Annotated in this window: 27 protein-coding genes and 1 riboswitch; of the genes, 24 read left to right on the top strand and 3 right to left on the bottom strand. The window is 39.3% G+C overall.

All coding sequences use genetic code 11. The features are described from left to right. Positions 1-96 precede the first annotated feature (96 nt). Positions 97-930, bottom strand: coding sequence for an undecaprenyl-diphosphatase UppP (gene uppP / locus B1R93_RS02255; RefSeq protein ID WP_088102362.1), 834 nt, complete (start codon positions 928-930; stop codon positions 97-99). Positions 931-1,132: 202 nt separating this feature from the next. Here uppP and B1R93_RS02250 point away from each other — a divergent pair, with 202 nt between their 5' ends. Continuing rightward, positions 1,133-1,651: a TlpA disulfide reductase family protein gene (locus B1R93_RS02250; protein WP_088102361.1), complete on the top strand. Its 519-nt coding sequence runs from the start codon at positions 1,133-1,135 to the stop codon at positions 1,649-1,651. Positions 1,652-1,757: 106 nt separating this feature from the next. Further along, complete coding sequence (locus tag B1R93_RS02245; RefSeq protein WP_088102360.1) at positions 1,758-2,837, top strand: DUF3866 family protein; 1,080 nt, start codon at positions 1,758-1,760, stop codon at positions 2,835-2,837. On the opposite strand, the gene mciZ is transcribed toward B1R93_RS02245, so the two are convergent. Further along, positions 2,729-2,959, bottom strand: coding sequence for a Z-ring formation inhibitor MciZ (gene mciZ, locus B1R93_RS23880; protein ID WP_088102359.1), 231 nt, complete (start codon positions 2,957-2,959; stop codon positions 2,729-2,731). The genes B1R93_RS02245 and mciZ overlap by 109 nt on opposite strands. A 77-nt stretch (positions 2,960-3,036) precedes the next feature. On the opposite strand from mciZ, the gene B1R93_RS02235 reads away from it, so the two are divergent. From B1R93_RS02235 to B1R93_RS02185, 10 genes are all read left to right on the top strand, one after another. After that, positions 3,037-3,582, top strand: a complete 546-nt coding sequence (locus B1R93_RS02235; protein ID WP_088102358.1) for an NUDIX hydrolase — start codon at positions 3,037-3,039, stop codon at positions 3,580-3,582. Beyond that, positions 3,579-4,742, top strand: coding sequence for an endonuclease Q family protein (locus B1R93_RS02230; protein WP_088102357.1), 1,164 nt, complete (start codon positions 3,579-3,581; stop codon positions 4,740-4,742). The genes B1R93_RS02235 and B1R93_RS02230 overlap by 4 nt, the downstream gene beginning before the upstream one ends. Before the next feature lie 80 nt (positions 4,743-4,822). After that, positions 4,823-5,464, top strand: a complete 642-nt coding sequence (gene spoIIM / locus B1R93_RS02225; protein WP_088102356.1) for a stage II sporulation protein M — start codon at positions 4,823-4,825, stop codon at positions 5,462-5,464. 117 nt (positions 5,465-5,581) lie between these two features. Further along, a complete protein-coding gene (fur, locus tag B1R93_RS02220) occupies positions 5,582-6,040 on the top strand; it encodes a ferric iron uptake transcriptional regulator (protein WP_088102355.1) in 459 nt (152 codons plus the stop codon). Positions 6,041-6,336: 296 nt separating this feature from the next. Further along, positions 6,337-6,567: a YqzK family protein gene (locus tag B1R93_RS02210; protein ID WP_088102353.1), complete on the top strand. Its 231-nt coding sequence runs from the start codon at positions 6,337-6,339 to the stop codon at positions 6,565-6,567. Positions 6,568-6,593: 26 nt separating this feature from the next. Next, positions 6,594-7,484, top strand: a complete 891-nt coding sequence (xerD, locus tag B1R93_RS02205) for a site-specific tyrosine recombinase XerD (RefSeq protein ID WP_088102352.1) — start codon at positions 6,594-6,596, stop codon at positions 7,482-7,484. A 127-nt stretch (positions 7,485-7,611) separates the two neighbouring features. Continuing rightward, positions 7,612-8,787, top strand: coding sequence for a phosphopentomutase (gene deoB / locus B1R93_RS02200; RefSeq protein WP_088103370.1), 1,176 nt, complete (start codon positions 7,612-7,614; stop codon positions 8,785-8,787). 34 nt (positions 8,788-8,821) lie between these two features. Next, a complete protein-coding gene (locus B1R93_RS02195) occupies positions 8,822-9,658 on the top strand; it encodes a purine-nucleoside phosphorylase (RefSeq protein ID WP_425348913.1) in 837 nt (278 codons plus the stop codon). A 13-nt stretch (positions 9,659-9,671) separates the two neighbouring features. Then, positions 9,672-10,499: a purine-nucleoside phosphorylase gene (locus tag B1R93_RS02190; RefSeq protein ID WP_088102350.1), complete on the top strand. Its 828-nt coding sequence runs from the start codon at positions 9,672-9,674 to the stop codon at positions 10,497-10,499. Between the two features lie 21 nt (positions 10,500-10,520). Beyond that, positions 10,521-11,822 (top strand): pyrimidine-nucleoside phosphorylase, encoded by a 1,302-nt coding sequence (locus B1R93_RS02185; RefSeq protein WP_088102349.1) that lies wholly within the window; start codon positions 10,521-10,523, stop codon positions 11,820-11,822. Between the two features lie 224 nt (positions 11,823-12,046). Here B1R93_RS02185 and B1R93_RS02180 read toward each other — a convergent pair whose 3' ends face one another. Next, positions 12,047-13,000, bottom strand: a complete 954-nt coding sequence (locus tag B1R93_RS02180) for an arsenic resistance protein (protein WP_088102348.1) — start codon at positions 12,998-13,000, stop codon at positions 12,047-12,049. A gap of 312 nt (positions 13,001-13,312) precedes the next feature. On the opposite strand from B1R93_RS02180, the gene B1R93_RS02175 reads away from it, so the two are divergent. The 12 genes from B1R93_RS02175 (at position 13,313) to B1R93_RS02120 (ending at position 25,381) form a co-directional block, all read left to right on the top strand. Next, a complete protein-coding gene (locus tag B1R93_RS02175) occupies positions 13,313-13,735 on the top strand; it encodes an ATP-binding protein (protein WP_088102347.1) in 423 nt (140 codons plus the stop codon). Further along, positions 13,677-15,239, top strand: a complete 1,563-nt coding sequence (locus B1R93_RS02170) for an ATP-binding protein (RefSeq protein ID WP_165763705.1) — start codon at positions 13,677-13,679, stop codon at positions 15,237-15,239. The genes B1R93_RS02175 and B1R93_RS02170 overlap by 59 nt, the downstream gene beginning before the upstream one ends. Positions 15,240-15,331: 92 nt before the next feature. After that, complete coding sequence (locus tag B1R93_RS02165; RefSeq protein WP_088102345.1) at positions 15,332-15,955, top strand: transporter; 624 nt, start codon at positions 15,332-15,334, stop codon at positions 15,953-15,955. Between the two features lie 170 nt (positions 15,956-16,125). Continuing rightward, positions 16,126-16,303, top strand: a riboswitch (cobalamin riboswitch). A gap of 213 nt (positions 16,304-16,516) precedes the next feature. Next, complete coding sequence (gene cobJ, locus B1R93_RS02160) at positions 16,517-18,121, top strand: precorrin-3B C(17)-methyltransferase (protein ID WP_088102344.1); 1,605 nt, start codon at positions 16,517-16,519, stop codon at positions 18,119-18,121. A gap of 35 nt (positions 18,122-18,156) precedes the next feature. Further along, positions 18,157-19,035 (top strand): sirohydrochlorin chelatase, encoded by an 879-nt coding sequence (locus B1R93_RS02155; protein WP_088102343.1) that lies wholly within the window; start codon positions 18,157-18,159, stop codon positions 19,033-19,035. A gap of 16 nt (positions 19,036-19,051) precedes the next feature. Continuing rightward, the gene (gene cobK, locus B1R93_RS02150) at positions 19,052-19,825 is read left to right on the top strand and encodes a precorrin-6A reductase (RefSeq protein WP_088102342.1); all 774 of its coding nucleotides are present in this window, start codon (positions 19,052-19,054) and stop codon (positions 19,823-19,825) included. Next, positions 19,826-20,476, top strand: coding sequence for a precorrin-8X methylmutase (locus tag B1R93_RS02145; RefSeq protein WP_088102341.1), 651 nt, complete (start codon positions 19,826-19,828; stop codon positions 20,474-20,476). It abuts the gene before it with no gap. 3 nt (positions 20,477-20,479) lie between these two features. After that, positions 20,480-21,589 (top strand): cobalt-precorrin-5B (C(1))-methyltransferase, encoded by a 1,110-nt coding sequence (locus B1R93_RS02140; RefSeq protein WP_088102340.1) that lies wholly within the window; start codon positions 20,480-20,482, stop codon positions 21,587-21,589. Further along, positions 21,574-22,788 carry a precorrin-6y C5,15-methyltransferase (decarboxylating) subunit CbiE gene (cbiE, locus tag B1R93_RS02135; protein ID WP_088102339.1) on the top strand — a complete coding sequence of 405 codons (1,215 nt, stop codon included), beginning with the start codon at positions 21,574-21,576 and terminating at the stop codon, positions 22,786-22,788. The genes B1R93_RS02140 and cbiE overlap by 16 nt, the downstream gene beginning before the upstream one ends. After that, positions 22,785-23,510, top strand: coding sequence for a precorrin-2 C(20)-methyltransferase (gene cobI / locus B1R93_RS02130; protein WP_088102338.1), 726 nt, complete (start codon positions 22,785-22,787; stop codon positions 23,508-23,510). The genes cbiE and cobI overlap by 4 nt, the downstream gene beginning before the upstream one ends. Continuing rightward, entirely contained in the window at positions 23,503-24,297 is a 795-nt protein-coding gene (gene cobM, locus B1R93_RS02125; RefSeq protein ID WP_088102337.1) for a precorrin-4 C(11)-methyltransferase, read from the top strand. The genes cobI and cobM overlap by 8 nt, the downstream gene beginning before the upstream one ends. Further along, a complete protein-coding gene (locus B1R93_RS02120) occupies positions 24,290-25,381 on the top strand; it encodes a cobalt-precorrin 5A hydrolase (protein WP_088102336.1) in 1,092 nt (363 codons plus the stop codon). Before cobM ends, B1R93_RS02120 begins: the two co-directional genes overlap by 8 nt. The last annotated feature ends 2 nt before the right edge of the window (positions 25,382-25,383 follow it).

The raw sequence follows: 25,383 nt of genomic DNA, 5'->3' as shown, positions 1-25,383 counted from the left end.
ATATTATATTATATTGTACCTAATCTCGGGTCAGGTTAATAGTTTGGTTAAGACAGGTTTATTTATAAAAAAAACCAACTTCATAATGAAATTGGTTTAAAGCTCGATTATGGTACTTGAATCTAAAAAGAAAAAGACAAATAGGGCAGCGATGAAACAATAAATAGCAAAGTATACAAGCTTGCTTTTCTTTAGAAAATCAATAAGCCATACGATCCCTAGCCATGAAAAGATAAACGTAGCAATAAACGAAATGATAAGGGCAATCACTCCCACTTCAGAAATCAATGAACCATTTGCTAGATCGCTAATTGCAAGTACTGATGTTCCTAGCGTAATGGGTATTGAGAGTAAAAATGAATATCTCACTGCTGTTTCACGGTTTAACCCAACAAATAGAGCTGTTATTAACGTAGAACCTGAACGTGATATACCAGGTACAAGTGCAAGTGATTGTCCAAGACCAACAATAATTGAATCAACAAACGTCATTTCTGATTCAGTGCGATTTCCATATTTATGAAAACGTTCAATGACAATTAAAAAGAATCCGGTTATTGCAAGGGCTAAAGCGATAAAAGGTGGTGTTTTTAACGTCGACCCGATAAAGTCTTCAAATAACAAGCCGATAACACCTGTAATCCCCGTTGCAATAATAATATAAATGCCGAAAAAGAATTGTGTCCGATTTTCTTTTGACCGGTTAGTGAAATAGGCAAAAAAACCAGTAATAACCTCTAGTAAATCACGACGGAAGTAAATCACAACAGCCAATACTGAACCCATATGGAGGAAAACCTCAAAGCCAAACCCAGGAAACGGGTACCCTAATAATAGCTGTGTGATAACAATATGGGCGGTGCTAGAGATTGGTAGAAATTCTGTAATTCCTTGAACAATACCGAAAATAATCGCTTCAATAATAGACATAAAAGCTCCCTTCAATAAGACAATTGTTAATAGAGACCGTAACATTTATCGAGTTCATAACTGTTTTATTCTAGCAAACTTTTGACAATTGGAAAAGATCGCTTCGTGGAATGTAACGAGTTGTTCACCTTTCATGGTTGAGAGAAGACGAAATCATTTCTATAATGATATATAGAAGCTGAATTTTTATAGGAGATGTACAATGACGAAACGAAATATAACCTTACTCGTTCTAGTAGTAGCTGTTGCGAGTACTATAACAATTTTATTTTCAAATAATGGTAAAGAGATCGGGAATGAACGTGGAATGGTCGCTGAGGATTTTTCTTTACCAATGCATGGAGGAAAAGTAGGGAAGTTAAGTGACTACTTCGGCGACGTCATTATTTTAAACTTTTGGGCATCATGGTGCGGGCCGTGTCGTGATGAAATGCCTGCTTTAATGGAGCTACAAGATGACTATGGTGAAAAAGGGCTATCTGTCGTAACGGTTAACATGCAAACCTTTGAACGCACGTTAAAAGATGCACCTGCTTTTATAGTAGAAATGGACATTAGTTTACCAGTTTTTTTTGATGAGAAAGGTTATGTTGCTGACCGTTACCAAGTTCGTAACTTACCAGCGACGTATGTATTAAAACGTGACGGAACAATTGAGCAAATTATTCCTGGGGAGGCAACCTATGAAGGGCTAGAGGCTCTCATCGTTCCCCTGTTGTAATAATATTATGATTTGACTCCTTTATAATAAGGGGTCTATTTTTATAATCTTGTTAAATTGGTTAAACTAAAATGGGAATAAAGTCCAATGTAAGGCGTGAGCAGCTATGTATGCGGAAAAACAAACCTATGTAAGGGAAGTAACATATGAAGATGAGACTATTCAATTAATAACAACTGATATTGGTGCGAAAAAAGCAGTCCTTTATAAAACCTTAACGGCCCGCGTCGAACCTGGTGATCCTGTTATTGTCAATATTACAGCAACAAAGCTAAAATTGGGAACAGGTGGTTGGGATATCGTAAAGTCCTCAGCACGATTGGAGGCTGAACAGACTCATCGGGAGGATGGACATATTATGAAGCTACGCTACACACCAAATCAGCATAGTGTATTAGCGATAGAAGCTCAGGAAAGTCCATACCATTCATTATTTAAAGAAAAGTTTTCGTTCGATAAAGAACCGGTTCTTCTTGCCGAATTACATAGTATGGTCCCACTCGCTTATTATGTAGGTAAGGTATTAAAGCCAGATTTCACGTGCTGCGTTATTATTGATGACCAAGCGGCGCTACCTCTTATGGTAAGTGAACAGATGCGGATGTTAAAAGATGACCCTGCATTTAAAACGATAACCATTGGCCAAGCTTTTGGGGGGACGTTTGAAGCAGTAACGATGCATTCTGCTCTTCAATTTGCTTCGCAAGAATTAAAGCCTGATTTGATTATGATTTCTGTAGGTCCTGGAGTTGTAGGGACGGGAACGATGTATGGTTTTACGGGTATGACTCTCGCAAGTTGGGCAAATATCGTTGGGGCTTTTAAGGGGACACCAGTTTGGATTCCAAGGCTGTCCTTTTCGGAAAAAAGGGAACGACATGTGGGTCTAAGTCACCATACATTAACTCCTTTATTTGACTTTACGTATACACGCTGTCTGCTCCCCTTTCCCTTTTTAGAAGATGCCCAAAAAGAATATATAAGTCGACAATTAAACGCAGTGAAGTCCAACGATATTATCCATGAGTTACGGTGGTCAGAGCGTGATAATGCCTCAATCCTTGTTGAAAAAGCACTTCAGCTATCGCCCTTACCAATACGGACGATGGGAAGAGGGTATGCCGATGATGCAACGTTCTTTTTAGCAGTAGCAGAGGCGGTTCGAGTCTGCCTGGAAGATGTTTGATAAATCGAATTACTCCAATCCTCTACATGATGATAGGACCTCATCGCTTCTTTTAATTTAGCCTTGATTTCCCAGGCTTTCCCTGCTAGAATAATGCCTTTTTGATGAACGTAGATTTTCATGAATACCCGTCCTTTCATCTGGATATGGTACACTTCTATGTAGAAAACGAGAAAAAAAGAACAGAGGAGTGAATATCTTGGACCATTTATATGAAAAAACAAAACAGACAAAAAACATTTTTAAGGGGAAGGTTATTCAGTTGCGGGTGGATGAGGTAGAGTTACCTGATGGAAAATCAAGCACTAGAGAAATCATAAAGCATCCAGGTGCGGTGGCAGTGATACCTGTTACAAGGGAAGGGAAATTAGTACTAGTTCGACAATTTCGAAAGGCGTTAGAGAAAGTAATTGTTGAAATCCCAGCAGGAAAGCTCGAGCAGGATGAGGATCCCTTAGATTGTGCAAAACGTGAGCTAGAAGAAGAAACCGGCTATAAATCAGCCGATTTACATTTTGTTATCTCATTTTATACATCGCCGGGGTTTGCTGATGAGATTATTCATTTATATTTCACAGATACTTTGCAAGCGGGTGTGGTTAATACGGATGAAGATGAATTTTTGGACGTAATAGAAGTGTCCATTGAAGAAGCTGAAAAAATGATAGACGATCAAATCATCCATGATGCTAAAACAGCCTATGCTGTCCAATTTCTAAAAATGAGAGAGTTGATAAAGAAATGAGCCAGCTCCACGATTATGTGGCAGACCTTCATATACATATTGGAAGAACAAAATCTGGAGCAGCTGTAAAAATTACAGCTGCTCGCTCATTAACGCTTGATACGATTATTGATTATGCGGTAACTAAAAAAGGAATTGATATAGTCGGTATTATTGATTGTCATGTCCCGGAAATTCTAACTCAATTACAAGAAGCAATCATACAAGGTGAGGCTTTTGAGTTTCAAGAAGGGGGGATACGTTTCCCCGATGTGACAATATTACTAGGAACAGAAATTGAGATTAATGATGAAAACAGTCACGGACTTATTCATGTTTTAGCCTTTTTTCCAACTCTTGAACGGATGAGTCAATTTAGTGACTGGCTTAGTAAGCGGATGAAAAATCGAACGTTAAGCTCGCAGCGAATATATGAAAAGGCAATTGTGATCCAACAAAAGGTGCGTGAGCTAGAAGGGCTGTTTATCCCGGCTCATGCCTTCACCCCATTTAAAAGTTTGTACGGAAAAGGGGTCAAGAAATCGTTGACAGAGGTCTTTGATCCAGAATTAATTGATGCGGTTGAACTTGGGTTAAGCTCTGACACAGAAATGGCTGATCAGATAGAAGAGCTACACCGCTACCCCTTCTTAAGTAATTCTGATGCTCATTCACTTGAGAAAATGGCTAGGGAGTATCAGATAATCCGGATGCAAAATCCGACGTTTGAGGAATTTAAAAAAGCATTGGAAAGAGTAAAAGGTAGAGAGATCGTTGCTAATTACGGATTGAATCCAAAGTTAGGAAAGTACCATCAAACAACATGTGCAAAGTGTCATCACTATGTTACGGAGGGGGCTTGTACGAGATGTGGTTCAAACAAAGTCATCAAAGGTGTTGCTTCACGTTTACAGGAGCTAGCATCAGAGCGTTTAGCAAATGTTAAACGGCCTCCCTATATACACCAAATTCCGTTAGAATTTATTCCAAAGCTCGGAAAAAAAACATTGGAAAAGCTTCGTACTCGTTTCCATACGGATATGAATATGATTCACCATGCAACAGAAGAAGAACTAAGAGAAATCGTCTCTCCTAGTGTGGCTGCAATGATTCTTGCAGCAAGAAAAGGAGAGGTGGTCATTCAAACAGGGGGCGGAGGCAAGTACGGTAAAATAACCTAAAAAAATCTAGTATTTTTTTCAGTCATAGATTCTCCTTGCTACTCATAGAGTGAAGTAAGAGTAGACAAGGAGGGCAAGACATGGTGAGATTTGGTTTGCGTGATACCGTTTTAAGACATATTGAAGAAAACCGCTCGATTTATATCTTTACAACGGTTTTGTTCTTAATTGGAATTGTATTTGGTGCCATTGTTGTTAATAGCTTAAGTCTGACACAGAAGCATGATCTATATAAGTATTTAAGTCAATTTTTTGGACAAGTATCAGAAGGACAGGTTGCAAATTCCTCTGAGATGTTTACTCAGAGCTTTGCTCATTACGCAAAGTATTTCGGTTTAATGTGGATTTTAGGATTGTCGATTATCGGTTTACCAATAATTTTAATCTTACTATTTTTAAAAGGAGTGGTTGTCGGTTTTACCGTCGGATTCCTCGTAAACCAAATGGGAATGGCGGGTTTTTTTCTTTCTTTTGTATCGATAATGCCACAAAACTTTATTCTCGTCCCGGCATTCGTCATCGTAGGAACAGCAAGTGTATCCTTTTGTTTAAAGATGATTCGTCAGCAATTTATGAAAAAATCGAATGTCCCGATTTTTCCACAGTTTATCAAATATTCGCTACTCATTCTTTGTGTAGGGGCTGCCTTAGCATTTGCATCGGGATTCGAAGCTTACATTTCTCCTACGTTAATGAAGTTTGTTATCGATTATACAATGTAATAATTCTAATATAATAATTATTATCTGGTATTAAATAATAATAATTATCAATTGACACTGTTTTAAGTGATGACTATAATTAGAGGAGGTAAATGGCGAGAAAGGGAGGTTTAGAAGTTGGAAAACAGATTGGAACGGATAAAGAAGCACTTACACTCACAAAGCTACAAGCTAACACCACAGAGAGAGGCAACAGTCCGTGTATTGCTTGAGCATGAGGAAGATCATTTAAGTGCAGAAGATGTATACCTCCTTGTAAAAGAAAAATCTCCTGAAATTGGACTAGCCACCGTTTATCGTACACTTGAGCTTTTAGCGGAATTAAAGGTCGTCGATAAAATAAATTTTGGAGATGGGGTTTCACGATTTGACTTACGTCAAGAAGGAGCAGCTCATTTTCATCATCACTTAGTTTGTATAGAATGTGGTGCAGTTGATGAAATACAAGAAGATTTACTTGGAGATGTTGAAAAAATCGTCGAATCAGACTGGAATTTTAAAATTAAAGACCATCGCTTAACTTTTCACGGCATTTGTCATCGCTGTCATGACAACGAACAAGAAGAAGCGGAATAAGACAAAACCTTCCCACACAGTGAGAAGGTTTTTTTATATAGGCGAAACGGTTTGTGTTGCGCCGGCAGCCGAACGCAGAGAGGCTCAGGGTTTAAAAGGCGAAACGGTTTGTGTTGCGCCGGCAGCCGAACGCAGAGAGGCTCAGGGTTTAAAAGGCGAAACGGTTTGTGTTGCGCCGGCAGCCGAACGCAGAGAGGCTAATAAAGAAATCTTATTAAATAAAAGGGAAGAGGTATAATCTACTGTGTTTTTGGCATAGCTTGTAATAGTTAAGTCGTTTTAGGGGGAGAAACTCCATGAAATCATGGTTCGTCATTATATTGCAATCAATAAAAGTATTCCTCTTGTTTACCGGATGCACAATCCTCTTTTATTATGGTATTCTATGGATAAGTGCAGAGTATGAAAGCTACCATCGCTACGATGAGCCAAAAGGGAAAGCAGTCAAGGTTATTAATATGGAACATGAGGATCAAGAAGTCATGTGGATTGACCGGCTACTACTCTTTTATCGGGTGGGTGAGTAGTGACTCTATTATAGGAGCGAAAGCCATTGCATACGCATGTGGAGGAATTCTTACATTATATCCGGGTTGAACGTGGACTGGCTGAGAATACGGTCCAGTCATATCGTCGAGATTTATTACAATATGTTCATTACATACAACAAGTAGAAGGATTACCTACCTTACAAAAGGTAAATCGACAGGACATTGTTCAATTTTTATATTTTTTAAAGCAACAAGGTCGTGCAGAAACAACGATTGCACGAACGATTGCTTCGATCCGTGCGCTACACCAGTTTTTACTAAGGGAAAGGATCGTAGAGCATGATCCATCTGTACACTTAGAAATACCGAAGACAGTTAAACGTCTCCCAAAGGTTTTATCTCTTGAAGAAGTGGAGGCACTCCTTGAGGCACCAAAAGGAGAGGATGTATTTGCTATCCGTAATCGCGCGATGCTTGAAACGCTTTATGCGACGGGAATTCGTGTGTCCGAATTGATTGGTTTAACATTAGCAGATACTCATTTAACAATGGGTTTTATTCGCTGTGTTGGGAAGGGGAACAAAGAGCGAATCATTCCTTTAGGAACCGCTGCGACTAAGGCTTTACAACATTATATAGAATCAGCTAGAGGGAAAATGTTGAAAAAACAACAACATGAAGTATTGTTCGTTAACCATCATGGAAAGCCACTTTCGAGACAAGGTTTTTGGAAAATTTTAAAGCAGCTTGCGATTAAAGCTAATATTGAAAAAGAACTAACCCCCCATACTTTACGTCACTCGTTTGCTACTCATTTACTTGAAAATGGTGCAGATTTAAGGGCCGTACAAGAAATGCTTGGGCACGCAGATATTTCAACCACGCAAATTTATACACACGTATCAAAAGCTAGATTAAAGGATGTTTATGCTCTCTATCACCCAAGAGCATAAACTTTTCTTGTTTAAGCAGTAGAGTGACTTTAGCTAGTGTAGAGAGTCATAAGAGCTTTATTTATCCAACATAATTATTATAAGTAAAAGGGAATAGTAAGAGATGGAAAAGGAGGTTTAAACGATGATGTATACATTTAAACGTATTTTTTTAATTGTCATGGACTCCGTAGGAATTGGAGAGGCTCCAGATGCAGAGCAGTTTGGTGACAAAGGTTCGAATACACTAGTGCATATTGCCGAAAGAATGGATGGCTTATCTATGCCAAATATGAGAAAGCTCGGTCTTGGTCATATACATAGAATTGAAGGAATTGAAAAAGTTCAACAGCCATTAGCCCATTATGGAATGATGCAGGAAGCCTCGCTAGGAAAAGACACGATGACTGGACATTGGGAGCTAATGGGCTTAAATATCCAAGAGCCATTTCAAGTATTCCCTGATGGATTTCCAGATGACTTAATTAAGGAGATCGAACAACAAACAGGGCGGAAAATTATAGGGAATAAGGTTGCCTCTGGTACAGAAATCCTCGATGAGTTGGGACAAGAACATGTAGAAACGGGTGCCTTAATCGTTTACACTTCGGCAGATTCGGTATTACAAATCGCCGCTCATGAAGAGGTTGTTCCTCTTGATGAATTATATGATATTTGTAAAAAAGCCCGCTCCTTAACACTAGGGCCGAAGTATAAGGTAGGGAGAATTATAGCGAGACCCTTCATTGGTGAAAATGGAAAGTGGGAGCGCACACCAAATAGACATGACTATGCATTAAAGCCTTTTGAGCGTACGGTGATGAATGAATTAAAGGATAAAGGATTTGACTCAATTGCACTAGGGAAAATATCGGATATTTATGATGGTGAAGGAATTACAAAATCGATTCGAACGGTTTCAAATGATGATGGAATGGAAAAACTTGTAGAATCTATGAACATGGACTTTATCGGTTTGAACTTTTTAAATTTAGTCGATTTTGATGCAAAGTATGGGCATCGACGCGATCCAGTAGGCTACGGAAAAGCCCTAGAACAATTTGATAAACAATTAGAGGAGGTTATCAACAGGTTAGATGCGAATGATTTGCTTATTATTACAGCTGACCACGGGAATGACCCAACACATAACGGAACGGATCATACCCGAGAATATGTACCGCTGCTTGTCTATCACCCAAAATTGAAGGATGCGCGAGACTTAGGGATTAGACAAACCTTTGCTGACGTTGGTGCAACGATAGCTGACAATTTCAATGTCAACATGCCAAAGCATGGACAAAGCTTCTTAAATCAAATCTAAGTATGACTATTAACTAGACGAAACAACGAAGTAAATGAGTATAGGAGGGGATCTTTTGAACAAACAATCATTAGAAACAGCCATTCAGTTTTTAAAAGATAAATTATCATCACCCCCACAAATTGGGTTAATTCTAGGGTCGGGGTTAGGGGTATTAGCTGATGAAATCGAAAACCCTAAGAAAATTCCATATACAGAAATTCCAGAGTTTCCAGTCTCTACAGTTGAAGGACATGCAGGACAGCTAGTTTTCGGGACTTTAAAAGGGAAACAGGTTGTAGCTATGCAAGGACGCTTTCACTTTTATGAAGGGTACTCTCTTGAAACGGTTACCTTTCCCGTGCGTGTTATGAAGAAACTAGGCGTAGAACAATTAATTGTAACGAATGCTGCTGGTGGAGTAAACGAATCATTTGAAGCGGGAGATTTAATGCTTATTCGTGATCATATTAATAATATGAATCAAAATCCGCTAATTGGTCCAAATGATGAAGCAATGGGTGTTCGATTTCCAGATATGTCTAATGCCTATTCGGAAAAGCTTAGGACAGTTGCAAAGGAATTAGCGCAACAATTAAACATTTCTTTACAGGAAGGAGTGTACGTTGCTAATACGGGCCCAAGCTACGAAACACCAGCCGAAGTAAAGATGATTCGAAAGCTAGGTGGAGATGCTGTCGGCATGTCAACAGTTCCGGAAGTGATTGTGGCACGGCACGCTGATATGAAAGTGTTAGGGCTATCGTGTATTTCGAATATGGCAGCAGGGATTTTACCACAACCATTAAGTCATGAAGAAGTTATTGAAACGACCGAAAAAGTCAAAGAAGACTTCCTTTCACTTGTAAAAGCAATTGTTGAAAAAATGTAAAGGTGGTATAGAATTGGACAATCTACTTGAAAAAATAAAACAGTCTGCAACGTATATTTCTGACAAATTACCGACGATTCCTAAAATCGGTTTAATTCTTGGATCGGGGCTCGGTGAATTGGCTAATGAGATTGAGAATTCGGTAAAAATCCGTTATGAGGATATCCCGAACTTCCCTGTTTCAACAGTTGAAGGACATGCAGGACAACTCGTAATTGGACAGCTTCATGGTCAGCCAGTCGTAGCAATGCAAGGTCGTTTTCATTACTATGAGGGCTATTCCATGCAAGAAGTTACTTTCCCCGTAAGGGTGATGAAGCAAATAGGTGTTGAGCTTCTCGTCGTAACGAACGCATGCGGTGGGATGAATAAATCCTTTCAGCCTGGTGATTTGATGGTAATAACGGACCACTTAAATATGACAGGAGCAAATCCTTTAATTGGCCCTAACGCTGCGGAATTAGGACCGCGTTTTCCTGACATGAGTCACGCATATAATCCTACCTATGTAACGTTCGTTGAAGAAGTTGCACAAAGACTTGAGATACCAATTCGAAAAGGGGTTTATGCTGGGGTGAGCGGACCTACCTATATGTCCGGGGCAGAACTTATCATGCTAAGAGAACTAGGTGGCGATGTTGTCGGAATGTCTACTGTTCCCGAGGTTATTGTAGCACGACATGCGAACATGAACGTGATAGGGATTTCATGTGTAACGGATATGGCCATAGGTGAGGACATAAAAGGGATTACTCATGAAGAGGTTGTTGAAGTAGCGAACCGAACAAAGCCGAAGTTTATTTCGTTAGTAAAGGAAATTGTTGCGACAGTTCAGCTTTAAGCCTTGAGAGGTGTGATTATGATGCGTGTTGTTGATTTAATTGAAAAAAAGCGGGATGGGTTGCCTTTAAGCAAGGAAGAACTGGATTTTTTAATCCATGATTATTCTAAAGGGCGCATTCCAGACTATCAAATGGCTGCTTTTGCAATGGCTGTTTATTTTCAGGACATGACTCCTGAGGAACGTGCGCATTTAACGATGGCAATGGTTGAATCAGGGGACCAAATTAATTTAACAAGTGTCAAAGGGATAAAGGTGGATAAGCATTCTACAGGAGGAGTTGGAGATAAAACAACGATAGCTCTAGCTCCTCTCGTTGCTACCTTAGGAGTTCCTGTTGCCAAAATGTCTGGAAGGGGATTAGGGCATACTGGAGGGACGATTGATAAGCTAGAATCAATCCCTGGATTTAACGTCGAAATAACGACTGAAATGTTTATTGAGTTAGTAAATAAAAATAAACTTGCAGTCGTAGGACAAACAGCAAATTTAACTCCGGCAGATAAGAAGCTTTACAGTTTGAGAGATGTTACGGCAACGGTTAATTCAATTCCTCTCATTGCAAGTTCAATTATGAGTAAGAAAATCGCTTCTGGTGCAGATGCGATTGTTCTCGATGTAAAAACAGGATCAGGTGCTTTCATGAAGGAGTTAGCTGATTCTGTTGAGTTAGCAAAAGCTATGGTTGAGATTGGTAATAACCTTGGAAGGAAAACTGTTGCAGTTATTTCCGATATGAATCAGCCATTAGGCCGAACAGTTGGGAATGCACTTGAGGTAAAGGAAGCCATAGATTTGTTAAAAGGAGAAGGGCCAGAAGATTTAAAAGAACTCTGTTTAACATTAGGGAGCCAAATGGTGTTCCTAGCTAACAAAGCAGATTCAGTTGAAGAAGCGAGAGTGAAGCTTGAGGAAATCATTCATTCTGGTAAAGCATTAGAAACATTAAAAACGTTTATTACGGCTCAACTAGGCGATGATTCAGTTGTTGATGATCCATCAAAGCTAGCAACAGCTCAATATCAAATAGAAGTAAAGGCAGAAAAGTCTGGTACTGTTGAAAAGATTATTGCTGATAGGATTGGAACAGCAGCAATGATTTTAGGTGCAGGCCGAGCAACAAAGGAATCTGTGATTGATCTTTCAGTAGGAATTGTATTGAATAAAAAAATTGGTGAGACGGTTCAAGCGGGGGAAGCCCTAGCGACGATTCATACTAATCGAGAGAATATTGCACATATTATTGATATGGTGAAACATGCTTATAAACTCTCGGATCAATCAGTGGATACACCGACGTTAATTTATACAACAGTTTTTTAATGCTATGACAGGAGGGGCGCTTTCGCGTCTCTCCTATTTTCAGTTATTCTTGTTTACTTTGGTAAATTGATCTTAGAAGCATTCTTTCCATTTAGTTTCTGATGAAGATTTCACAAAAGAGCCTATTGAAAAAGGGCTATGAAATGTCATATTAAACAAGCTTTCAATAATATCTTGCTTTTACCAAAAAGTTACCAAAAACTGGTAGGTTCTTTCTTTCGTTTTTAGCGATGTTTACCTTTATTTATCAAAAATAATAGTTGAGTTATGATCGCAAGAATAGGCAATTCCAATAAGGGACCTATCACTAATGTTAAGGCGATTAAAGGTTGGTCTGGGAATGCAGTCATAGCAATTGCCAAAGCGGTTGGTGAATTTCTTGCTAAAATAGTCAAGCTTAAACTAGCTCTGTCGGACTTCGGGAACCTCATAAGCTGCCCAACTCCTTGACCAACGAAAAAATTCACAATGAAAAATAAAAGGAAAGGTATTGTTATTTGCCATAGTAAATCTAAATTATCTAATAATAATTGCCCCTGTGAAGCAAACATTGCAACAATTGCGAGACTTAGAAAAATAATCGGTAACACGCTAAGATTGGATATGAATTTATTTGTTAACTGTTGCTTGTTTCTCAAGAATAGTTTTGTTAGAAATGCTAAAACAAGCGGTATGAATAAAACAAGAAAAATACTTTCCGCCAGAAACGTAAGTTCTATAACTCCAGTCGCTCTACCGAAAATAAGAAGATAAATAGGTAGTAAAATAATTTGTAAGAGTAAGTTAAGAGGTAAGATAGCCGTGGATAATGCAACATTTCCTTTTGCTATCCCTGTGAAGATTAAGTACCAATCAGTACATGGTGTGACCATCAGCATAATAAATCCAATATATAATGCTGGACTATCACCTAAAAAAAGCATTGCAAGTAGCCATGCTAAAATAGGTGTCCAGACAAAATTAATGATGGCTGCAGTGCAAGTAAACTTGATGTTTTTAAAAGCTTTCTTTATTTCTTCAATAGGAATTTGTAAGAAAGTAATAAACAGCATCGCTACTAATAAAGGAACAATAAAGCGTTCTGCACTTGCTTGAATTAGCTCTATTTCTCCTATACTTACACCAATGATGACTGCTAAGAAAATAATAAATGTATATAACTTCTCAATTATGTTCATTGTGTATTCACACCTGACGATAACAAATTTTAAAACACACACATAATGTTATCATAATCCAGTGTGTGGTAATTCCTCTCTTTTTTGAATAGAAAGTGTCCTAGAATAAAAACTAAGACTCTTCGACCGAACCCTTTAAAGGCAAAAGTGATTTTGCGACTTTGCCCATTCGTTTTTATTTTTAATATCCAAATGAATAGACCTCATAACAGTTTTATGATAAAAAGTAAAGATGGATCATGTGAAAGTGATTCCTTATAATAGATAGTTAGTAGAGTAGTTTCATTTTTCCTAGTAGAAGGTGCGGTTCGTATGTCAAAATATTATGTTGACATTTATTCAGAAAAAGATATTAATATTGCCCTAAATTATGTCTCAAAGGTTGTCGACGATTTAGCTTTCTCTGAGATGGACAAACAAAAGGTTCTTGTTAGTGTTGCTGAATTAACACGTAACATTTTGGACCATACAAACAGTAAAGGCTATTTCTGTTGCGAAGGCATCTTTAACGAAGCGATTCGGATTGAAATTGTCGATCATGGTGACGGAATAGAAGAATTAGAGAATGTGTTAAGTGGAAAAGAATACATAGGTAAAGGGTTAGGTTTAGGACTTGCCGGCTCAAAAAAACTGATGGATGATTTTACGATTGAGTCATCAAAGGGAGGGACTAAAATTGTTGCAGTCAAATGGAAAACAGGAAGAAGGAGGAAAGAAAAAAGAACACACAACTAGTAATCGTTTAGTGTCAATTAGTCAAATTGCAGCAGGGATTGCACACGAAGTGAAGAACCCTTTAACTTCTGTTAAAGGTTTCTTGCAACTATTAAAAGAGGAATCACCTCACCGTTATATTGATGTTGCTTTTTCTGAATTAGAAAACGCCCTCACTACAATGGAGAATTTACTACATGTTTCAAAACCAGACTTAAAGGACGAGCCTATCGTTAAAATAAATCTTTGTACTGAACTTGAATCTATCTTGTACCTATTTCAAGATCAAACGTATCGTGTAAAAGTAAAGAAGAAGTTTCGAGATACAGATACTGTTATTTATGGAAAACGGAATCTATTAAAAAAGGCGTTTTTTAATTTGTTAAAAAACGCGTTTGAAGCAATCCCGGATAAAGGGGAAATTATAGTAACCTACCAACTGCATGATGAGAAATTGGCCGTTACAATTAGTGATACGGGTGTAGGCATTCCAGAAGAAAAAATAAATTTATTAGGCACCCCTTTTTTCACATCAAAGTCCGAGGGGACAGGGATGGGCTTAACTCAAGTGTTTTCAACGATTTACGATCACTCTGGTGAAATCGAGGTAACGAGTGAGCTAGGGCAAGGGACAACATTTCAAATTTATTTTCCTGTTCAACTAAAAACTATTGAAAGAGTGAATTATATGGATTTATCGTATATCGAAAATCAGACGTTTAGTGAGTTTTTTACAAATAACAAACAGGAGTTTGACAACCTTCTTTATATTCAAGGTAAAGAGCTTTTAGAAAGCCTTAAAGAATCAAACCAGGTTGATGATAAATTAATCATGGAAAGTACAAATACGATTATTTCATTATTAAATGAACAGAACGAATATGGGTTGACAATGCATGCAAAAGAGCAGGGGCGTATTTGGGCACAACATGATTTAGAGTTAATCTTAATTCTTGATTGGTTGCAACTATTAAGAAAAGCTTATTGGGATATTCTATTTAACTACTATCAGCATATTGAACTAAATAAAGAGGAATTTTTTGAATTAGAGCGGAACATTAATTATTATTTGGACACGTTTTTAAAACATTTCTCTTCAAGTTTCCATGAATATAAAAATGAATTATTGATGTCACAACGTGAACTTATAAACGAGTTATCGGTTCCTGTTATTCCGTTAACCGATACGATGGCGATTTTACCAATTGTGGGGACAATCGATACGATGCGTGCAAAGCAAATTCAAGAAAATGTGTTAATGCAAACGTATGAGCTGAAATTGAAGCATATCATTATCGATTTGTCAGGTGTTCCTTACATGGATACTGCAGTTGTTGGTCATATTTTTAAAATTATTAATGGGATTAGTATTCAAGGATGTAATTCAACTATTACGGGGATACGACCAGAGATAACAAATGCAATGGTTGAGTTAGGGATCGAATTACATAAAAAAGTTGAAACGATGGGGACATTACAGCAAGCCATTGAAGAATACACTCAACGGGTATCAGCAAAGTTATAATAGGTAATAAAAGCGAGTCTTACCCTATTTTTTAAGAACCAAACGATAGGTAGGGAATGTTCACTAATCTGATTCGAACAAGGAGTTCAGACATGCGATTTTTCAAGTATTTCTATGAAGGGATAATGTTAGTATTTGTTGCTATTACAATCATTACCCTTTGGACGGAGCATGCCTATAATTCGTTTGTCAATTTTGGGGTATGGCTGATTTTCTTTTTTGATTTTGTGATTCGCTTTTACAAGTCGAAAGAAAAGTGGAGGTTCCTGAAGCGTAATCCCTTTCTAATTATTGCTGTTATCCCGGTGGACCAATTTTTTCAGGTTGCGCGAATCGTTCGAATTATTTATTTGTTTCGGATAAAAACGATAGCCAAATATTATCTTCACGATGCAGTTGAGAAGCTCACATATCGTGCCAGGTTTATGATTATAGCCATTATTATTATCTTTTTATGTTTACAATCATGGGTAATTTTGTTGTTAGAAACACAGGTTATGACGTTTTTGCAATCTTTTCTGCTTCTTGGTCGTCATATTTTATTTTTTGGACATCGAGCGATAGAGGTTACTGAGGGAGTGACATTGCTGTTCTTTGCAATGACTACCGTTCTTGGGGTTTTACTTCATGGGATTACGTTACAGTGGCTTTTTAGTAAGATAGAAAAGATCTATACAAGCTTAATGAAGAAAGATGATGTTCAACTTGATAAATAAACGAGGCCATGTTCACTAGTTAATCTAGCTAGCATGGCTTTTTTACCTAAAACAGGAAAAGAAAGTTGACTCCTACAACCGTTATATTTAAGAAATCATGTTTTTTATAGGGGAAAGGACAGAAAAGCGTTGACTTTTGTCAACTTATTCCTTAGTGTTAAAGACAAACAATTTGATAGTTGGGAAAAGGTGAGAGTAAAAACTCTCTAATTGGGAAGTTCGGTGCAAATCCGACGCGGACCCGCCACTGTAATAGGGTTTCTTTTGTTATACCACTGTTTGAATAAACGGGAAGGAACAAAAGAGTAGACCTTTAGCCAGGAGACCTGCCTTTTCTGACGGCACTGATTGACCTACGGGAAATAGGGAGGTGTTAGAGTAGGAGATTTATTAAGTCTCTACTAGATTTTTCGTTGTTATTGCGATAATACTAGTCTCTAACCCGTTTTGGTATGGGTTAGAGACTTTTTTTATTAAATAAATTGGAATGAGATGTGATTCTAGGAATAAACATTACCGATGTATGTATTCGGTGAAGCTGTTTTAGTAGGAGGAGATAAAATGAGTCAAAAAGGAAAACTGCTTATCATTGGTTTCGGTCCAGGACATGAGCAGCATATGACCATTCGAGCAAAAGAGGCAATATTAGAGAGTGATTCTATCATTGGGTATAACACCTATGTCGATTTAATTAGACCTTTATTAACTAATCAAACGATTGTAAGAACAGGAATGACCGAAGAAGTAAGTCGAGCTCAAGAGGCGGTACGTCAAGCGGAGCAAGGAAAGAAGGTCGCCGTTATTTCTAGTGGAGACGCGGGAGTGTACGGTATGGCTGGGCTCGTTTATGAAGTGTTGATTGAAAAGGGCTGGAAGGAAAAAACAGGTGTTGAGGTTGAAATTATTCCAGGGGTATCGGCAATTAATTCGGTTGGCTCATTGCTTGGTGCACCAATTATGCACGATGCGTGTACCATTAGCTTAAGTGATCATTTAACCCCTTGGGAATTAATTAAAAAACGGATTGATGCTGCAGCCCAAGCCGATTTTGTAATTGCTTTATATAACCCTAAGAGCGGAAGACGGACAAAGCAAATTGAAGAAGCACAACGCATTCTCTTATTGCATCGTTCTCCTGATACACCTGTAGGGTTAGTGAAAAGTGCGTATCGCGACCGGCAACATATTGTCATGACCAAGTTAAGTGAGATGCTAGAACACGAGATTGGGATGCTAACAACGGTCATTATCGGGAATGGCTCGACCTTTATGTACGACGGTAAGATGATTACGCCAAGGGGATATCAGCGTAAATATACACTAGGAACGGACAAGCAACCACTTAAGCCTCACCAACGCCTTAGAGAAGAGAATGAGCCGTGGGCATTACATAATGGAAGTGAACAAGAGCAAGCTCCACAAAGCTTACGTAGTTTAGCAGAAGAGGCGTTAGGGAAATTGAATGTCCCAGCCAAACCTCCAAAAGCTATTGACAAGAAAGAAGATCTGTTTAAGCAAGAGGCTATCTTCGAGTTTGCGGTTTCCCCTGGCTTAGCAAATAAAAAAATAACATCTCAGCAGCTTCTCACAATTGTCCAAATTATTGGTGAAGATGGTGAGGTCGAATATACAACAGACCATCAGTTAAAAGTTGAGATGAAAACGTCAAATCCGAGTGAAGTAACAGCGAAGCTTGAAGAGAAAGGCTTTATGCTTCATCCGGTTGGAGATGTCGTAACGATTAAAGCGTGTGATTTTTGTGATGGTGATAAAGGTGAATCGATTCCTCAATTAAATGACATTCATGAATTAGTTGGTGGTGAGCAAGTACCAAAACGTTTGTCGATTGGGTTTAATGGTTGTGGGATGGCCTGCTACGGCGCACCTACCAATGACATCGGAGTCATTTATCGAAAAAAAGGCTTTGACTTATTTTTAGGGGCAAAAACAACAGGGAGAAATGCCCATGTTGGACAACTTGTTGCAGAAGGTATGAATGGTGATGAACTTGTTCGGATGGTGGTAAAAGTCGTACGAGATTTTCAAGAGCGTGGGCTACCTAATGAACGATTCCACAAATTCTTTAAACGCGTGCAGGTTATTGAAGGCTATCGTTTTCGAGAGGTACCTGATCCTATTCCAGTAGACATGGCGTGCGGAGATTAATTAAAGTAGGGCCAAATTTATAAGGAGGTGTGATTATGAATGCAGTATTATTCATAGGACACGGCAGTAGGAAAAATGAAGGGAACGAACAGTTAATCCAATTCGTTGAAGCAATGAAGGCTGACATAAAGGCTGATATTGTTGAAACTTGTTTTTTAGAGTTTGCTAAACCGACAATCTCAGAAGGAATCGAAGCTTGTGTTGAACAAGGTGCGACTCGTGTAGCTCTTGTACCGATGATGTTTTTTGCAGCAGGGCATTCAAAGATTCATATACCGGATACAATTGAAAAAGCAAAAAGTAAGTATCCTCTCATTACTTTTACGTACGGTCGTCCTATCCTATCACATCCAACGATGATTGATATTTTAGAAAATCGTCTTCAGGAAATAGAGTACAAGAATGTAGGAAATGATGAGCAAACCTCTTTGCTATTAGTTGGTCGAGGTAGTAGCGATGTTGATGCAAATAGTGAATTATATAAGATTTCTAGACTGTTAAGTGAGAGATTAAATCGCGTCAATGTTGAGCTTTCCTTTATTGGTGTAACGACGCCGACGGTTGAAGAGGGGGTTAAACGCTGTATTAAGCTTGGTGCATCTTCCATTTACATTATTCCTTATTTTTTCTTCTCAGGAGTTTTAATGGATCGGATGAATGAAAAATTAGCAGGATTTAAAGTAGAACATTCAGCAATTTCTTTTTCAATGACTAATTTTATTGGGTTCCATCCACAGTTAGCGGATATTTTTAAGGAACGTGCAGAAGAAGCTTTAGCAGGTTTAGCGGCGTTAAACTGTGATAACTGTCAGTATCGATTATTTGCGAAAGAACATCTGGACTTGGACCATGATCACGACCATCACCATGACCACGACCATCATCATGACCATAAACATCATCACCATGTGTAAAAGGAAGGTAGAGGAGATGATTTTTGTATTAGCGGGAACAAGTGATGCAAGGGAAGTAGCCATTTCCTTAAAAGATGAAGGGTTTCAAGTATTAGCAAGTGTCGTTACAGAAAGTGGCGCAAAGAGTCTAGAAGAAGCAGGAATTGAAGCACGAGTTGGACGACTGACGGCAGAGGATATGGGTCAGCTTCTCCATGATATTGGGGCTGCGTTTGTTGTTGATGCGTCTCATCCGTTTGCAGAGGAGGCTTCTAAAAATGCAGTTTCAGCGACAAAAGCGGCTAATATTCCTTATATTCGCTATGAGCGTCAGTCATCAGCGATTGAGACAAATGAAAATATCACTTTTGTATCTTCGTATAAGGAGGCTGCTGAGTTTGCAGCAAAGCATAAAGGGGTTGTTATGCTTACAACTGGTAGTAAAACATTAGCAACCTTTGCAAAAAAATTACTGGGCTTACCGGATATTCGAATGATTGCCCGGATGTTGCCACGTAAGGATAATATGGAGCTTTGTGACGAACTTGGTGTTGAGCAAAGAAATATCGTTGCAATGCAAGGACCTTTTTCAAAAGAATTAAATGTCGCTTTATATAAGCAATATGGAGTCACGCTTGTCATCACGAAGGAAAGTGGCAAAATCGGCTCGGTCGACGATAAAATTGAAGCCGCTAAAGAGCTTCATCTTCACGTTGTTGTTATCGAACGTCCGAAGCAACATGAAGGTTATGTTGTTGATTCAAAAGAAGCTGTTATCAAAACAGTTAAAAAGCTAAAGGAGGCATTATAAATGGATTTTCAAACAGAATTTAAACCATTAACGGTTCAACCACAAGAAATCGAAGGCAAAAGCTTTGAGGTTATTACAGAAGAGCTCGGGGAGCATCATTTTTCGGCTGAACAATATCCAGTTGTCCAACGGATTATTCATGCGTCAGCGGATTTTGAATTAGGTCGTAGTGTATTGTTTCATCCAGATGCGATTCGTGCTGGTGTAGCAGCAATTCGTGCTGGAAAAAAGGTTATTGCAGATGTGCAAATGATTCAAGGTGGCGTTAGTAAACCTCGTATTGAGGCATTTGGTGGAAGTGTTGAAGTATACATTTCAGACCCAGATGTTATGGAGGAAGCGAAGCGTTTAAATACGACCCGTGCAATTATTGCAACAAGAAAAGCGGTCAAAGAGGCAAATGGCTCAATTTTTGCAATTGGGAATGCACCGACCGCTTTACTTGAACTAATTCGTCTTGTCAAAACTGGGGAAGCAAAGCCAGCATTAATTGTTGGTATGCCGGTTGGCTTCATTTCTGCGGCTGAGTCTAAGGAAGAGCTTGCTAAGCTAGATGTTCCGTTTATTACAAATGTCGGTCGTAAAGGTGGAAGTCCGGTTACAGTTGCAGCTGTTAATGCCCTCTCTCTTATTGCTCAGCAGCAAGGATAAGCGATGAAAAAACAAACAAAAGACCCGAAGGATATGCGTCATGGCTATACGACTGGTTCTAATGCAACAGCTGCAACAAAGGCTGCCCTCCTATCCCTCATTCGTCAGGAGCCAATTAATACGGCGACGATTACGCTGCCAAATGGTGATGTTGTAACATTTACGATGGAGTCTGTTCGGTTTACTGAGAATCAAGCTGAGGTATCGATTATTAAAGATGCAGGTGACGACCCCGATGCGACTCATGGAGCAAGGATCATCTCAACTGTTAGATGGAGTAGTCAAGAAGGAATTCAGCTTGATGGCGGCATCGGTGTAGGACGAGTGACAAAACCGGGCCTTCCGGTTGCGGTTGGAGAAGCGGCAATTAATCCTGTTCCTCGAAAGATGCTGCTTGAAACGGCAGGAGCTGTATTAGAGGAAGCTGGTTCTAGAAGGGGAATATCAATTGTCATTTCTGTTCCGGATGGAGAGGAAATTGCGAAGAAGACATTGAATGCTCGACTTGGGATTATCGGCGGCATTTCGATTCTTGGAACGAGAGGGACCGTTGTGCCGTTTTCGACTGCTGCTTTTCGGGCAAGTATTGCTCAAGCAATTTCTGTTGCGGTTCAAGGGAATTGTGATCATCTTATCTGTTCAACTGGTGGAAGAAGTGAAAAGTATGCGATGGAGCTGTTTCCAGATCTACCTGAAGAAGCCTTTATTGAAATGGGTGATTTTGTCGGCTTTACACTAAAGCAATGTAAGGCGAAAAAAGTGAAGAAAGTGACTCTGGTTGGGATGATGGGGAAATTTTCGAAGGTGGCACAAGGTGTGATGAATGTTCATTCAAAAAGTGCACCTGTTAGCTTTGAGTTTTTAGCAGAAGTGGCAAAACAAGCTGGAGTGCCTGAAGAGTTTCATGAGCAAATTCTTGGTGCCAATACAGCTTCCGAGGTTGGAACGAACATGTATGAGCATGGCTACACTCCATTTTTTGAACGACTTTGTCAGTACGCTTCAGAGGAAGGATTAAAAGAAGTAAGAGGTGGCATGACGATCGAAACGATTCTTATGTCGATGAAAAAAGAGTTACTCGGTAGGGAGGCTGTAACATGGGACAAGCAATAAAGGTTGTAGGCATCGGTGAACAAGGCCCCGCTGCCTTACCTGCTTTATACATAAAGTGGATAGAAGGAAGTGAACGGCTAGTAGGCGGTGAGCGGAATCTCGCCCTATTTCCAGATTATCAAGGTGAGAAAATCGTACTTAAAGGTGGTTTAAAGGAAACGATTGATCGTCTTTTAGAATCAGATAAAAAAACCGTAGTACTGGCATCGGGCGACCCGCTATTCTTTGGAATCGGCCGCTATTTGGCTAGTAAGTTAGAAAACATTGAAATCTATCCTTCGCTTAGCTCCATTCAAGAAGGGTTTGCAAAAATGAAGGAAAGCTGGCATGATGCGACGTTTATTAGTGTTCACGGGAGAACGATGAAAGGGCTCGCTCAGAAGATAGATGGACTTGATAAAGTGTGCTTATTAACGGATGAGCAGCATACCCCTGCAAAAATTGCTCGTTATTTATTAGAGTTCAATATGAACGAATATGAGGCATTTGTGGCAGAGGCTCTCGGTGGAGAAAACGAAAAAACAGGCTGGTTTACGCTTGAACAATTGAAAAGCTATGAATCCAATCCTCTTAATATCGTCATTTTAAAACGAACAGGCGATTCTCCTCACTATTCTCTTGGTGTAGATGACCATCTATTTAAGCAAAGAAAGCCGGATAAAGGCTTAATCACGAAAAAAGAAATTCGTGTCCTTAGTATTGCAGCAATGAAGCTCACGAAAACGAGTACGGTTTGGGATATCGGAACATGCACAGGCTCTGTTTCAATTGAAGCAGCGAAGATTGCTAAGGAAGGGCAAATTTATGCGATAGAAAAAAATGAAGCAGATTTAGAAAACTGCTTTGAAAATATGAAACAATTTCGAACTGATTTTACAGCTGTTCACGGAAAAGCGCCAGATTATCTCGATGAATGGCCAGATCCGGATGCTGTTTTTATCGGCGGAACCGGTGGTGAAATGACTGACATTATCCACCTTTGTGCTAAAAGATTAAAACAGAGTGGTCGAATCGTATTAAATGCGGTAACGATCGAGACGCTAGGATCCGCACAAGAAGCCTTTAAGCAAGCTGGAATGAAAGTCGAGATTACATTAGCTCAGCTTTCAAGAAGCAAGCCGATTTTACATATGACGAGATTTGATGCACTGAATCCGATTTATATTATAAGCGCAGAAAAAGAGGAGGCGAACCAATGAGTCTTGGTATCGTGTATGGAGTAGGGGTCGGACCAGGAGATCCTGAATTAATTACATTAAAAGCTTATCGCATGTTAAAGGAAGCAGACGTAATTGCTTACCCAAAAAAAAGACGTGGTAGTAAAAGCTACGCTTATCAAATTATTGAGTCATTCGTTGAGCCGACGGAAAAGGATATGCTTGGGTTAGTGTTTCCGATGACAAAAGATCAAGATGTGTTAGAAGAACAGTGGGCGCAAATTACTGAGGACGTATTTGAAAAAGTTCAGGCAGGAAAGGATGTTGCCTTTGTAACAGAAGGTGATCCGATGCTTTATAGTACGTTTATTCATTTACAGCGCACGATGGCGGCGGCACATCCGGAAGTAGAGGTGAAGTCAATTCCAGGCATTTCATCGATTAATGGTGCAGCCTCTCAATTGAATGTACCTTTAGCAGATGGTGATGATTGGATGGCGATTATTCCTGCAACGGACGACCGTGAGCAAATGAGAAAAGCATTGCTTGATCATGATGGGATGGTCTTTATTAAAGTCGCAAAAGTTTTACCAATGATGATTGAACTTCTAGAAGAATTAAATCTTGTCAATAGTGCAGCTGTTGTTACGAAGGTAACCTCATCTGAAGAATATATTTGGAGAAACGTAAACGAATTAAAGACAGCCGAGCTTGAATACTTAACGCTAATGCTCGTTCGGAAGGGAGCGAAATTGAATGCTTGAAAATAAAGTATACATTGTTGGTGCTGGACCAGGGGATCCTGATTTAATTACTGTAAAAGGTTTACGAATTTTACAGCAAGCGGATGTTGTTCTTTATACTGATTCATTAGTGAATCCTGAATTAATTGAACAAGCAAAGCCGGATGCGAAGGTACTAAAAACAGCAGGAATGAATCTTGAAGAAATCATTGACGTTATACATGAAGAAATCAAGAACGGAAAAAGCGTTGCTCGTGTTCATACAGGTGATCCTGCTGTTTATGGTGCAATTTTTGAACAAATGACGTATTTAAAAAAATTGAACATCGGCTACGAAATCATTCCAGGCGTTAGCTCTGTTTTTGCATCAGCGGCTGCTGCAGGAATTGAATTAACGATTCCTGAATTAACTCAAACGGTCATTTTAACGAGAGCAGAAGGTCGTACCCCGATGCCTGACGGTGAAAAGCTTGTTGATTTGGCGAAGCATCAAGCGTCAATGGCTCTGTTTTTAAGTGCGACGTTAATGAAAAAGGTCGTTCGTGAGTGTTTAGAAGCGGGCTGGAAGGAGTCAGACGCTGTTGTTGTTGTCTATAAAGCAACATGGCCAGATCAAAAGGTTGTTCGTGCAACACTTGGTACGGTCGATGAGGAAATGCGAAAAGCGGGTATTCGTAAACAGGCGATGGTGATTATTAGTAAGGCTGCGAATCCAGAATTGCTTGACGAAGAAGGAAAATACGAATCGAAGCTTTATGATAAAACATTTACACACGGCTATCGAAAAGGGGAGCCAGTCAATGGATAACATTGCACTTGTTGCGATAACAAAGCATGGAACAGAAATGGTTCGCAATATACATCAGCAGGTTCCTACTGCTGATGTATATTATATGAGCAAGCATGCATATGGTGATGAAGCTGAAAATGGTTTTACGACGTTTGAAGGTTCTGTTCGCTTACAGTTACCTGCATTATTTGAAAAATATGATGGCATCGTCATGGTCATTTCACTAGGTGCCGTCATTCGCATGGTGGCGCCAATTTTAAAAGGAAAAAAAGTCGACCCTGCTGTTGTGGTCATAGACGACCGTGGTCAATTTGTGATTAGCGCATTATCAGGTCATGTCGGCGGTGCGAATGAATTAACGGCGAAGCTTGCCGATTTGATGGGAGCAACGCCAGTTATTACGACGGCGTCTGACGTGCAAAAAACGATCCCAGTTGATATTTTCGGCCGTGAATTTGGTTGGACACTTGAAGATGACCAAGCGGTTACTCCTGTAAGTGCAGCAGTTGTGAATGAGGAGCCGGTATTAATCGTTCAAGAAGCAGGTGAAAAAACGTGGTGGAAGCATGATAAACCATTACCAAAAACATTCAACGTGATTAATTCAATTGAAGAGGCTAGCCAGCATCAATTTAATGCAGCTCTCGTGATTAGTGATCGCGTGCTATCTGAAGAATGGATGACACTTCTTCGCACAAAGGGTGTTTTATATCGTCCGAAAACAATTTGTCTCGGAGTCGGCTGCAACCGTGGAACGAGCGCAGAAGAAATTGAAACGGTCATATTAGAAACGTTAGCAGAAGAGCGACTTTCTCCTCTTTCGGTACATAGTGTAAGTACGATTGATTTAAAAAAGGATGAAAAAGGGCTTTTGGCTGTTTGTGAAAAGCATGGCTGGGATTTCATTTACTACTCCCCAGAGCAATTAAACGAGGTTTCTTTCCCAAATCCTTCTGATACAGTTTTTAAATATACAGGTGCTTACGGCGTAAGTGAACCGGCCTCTCTTCGTACTGCAAATACGACTGAATTATTAGTTGAAAAGAAAAAGAGTGGCAATGTGACCGTGTCTATTTCAATGCGAAATGTAGAAGCGAGGTGAGA

Origin of the sequence: Halalkalibacter urbisdiaboli, assembly GCF_002156385.1 — a bacterium.
GTDB lineage: Bacteria > Bacillota > Bacilli > Bacillales > Bacillaceae_D > Halalkalibacter_A > Halalkalibacter_A urbisdiaboli.
Note: the sequence above shows the minus strand (reverse complement) of the source record. Positions and strands in the feature narration are given on the sequence as shown.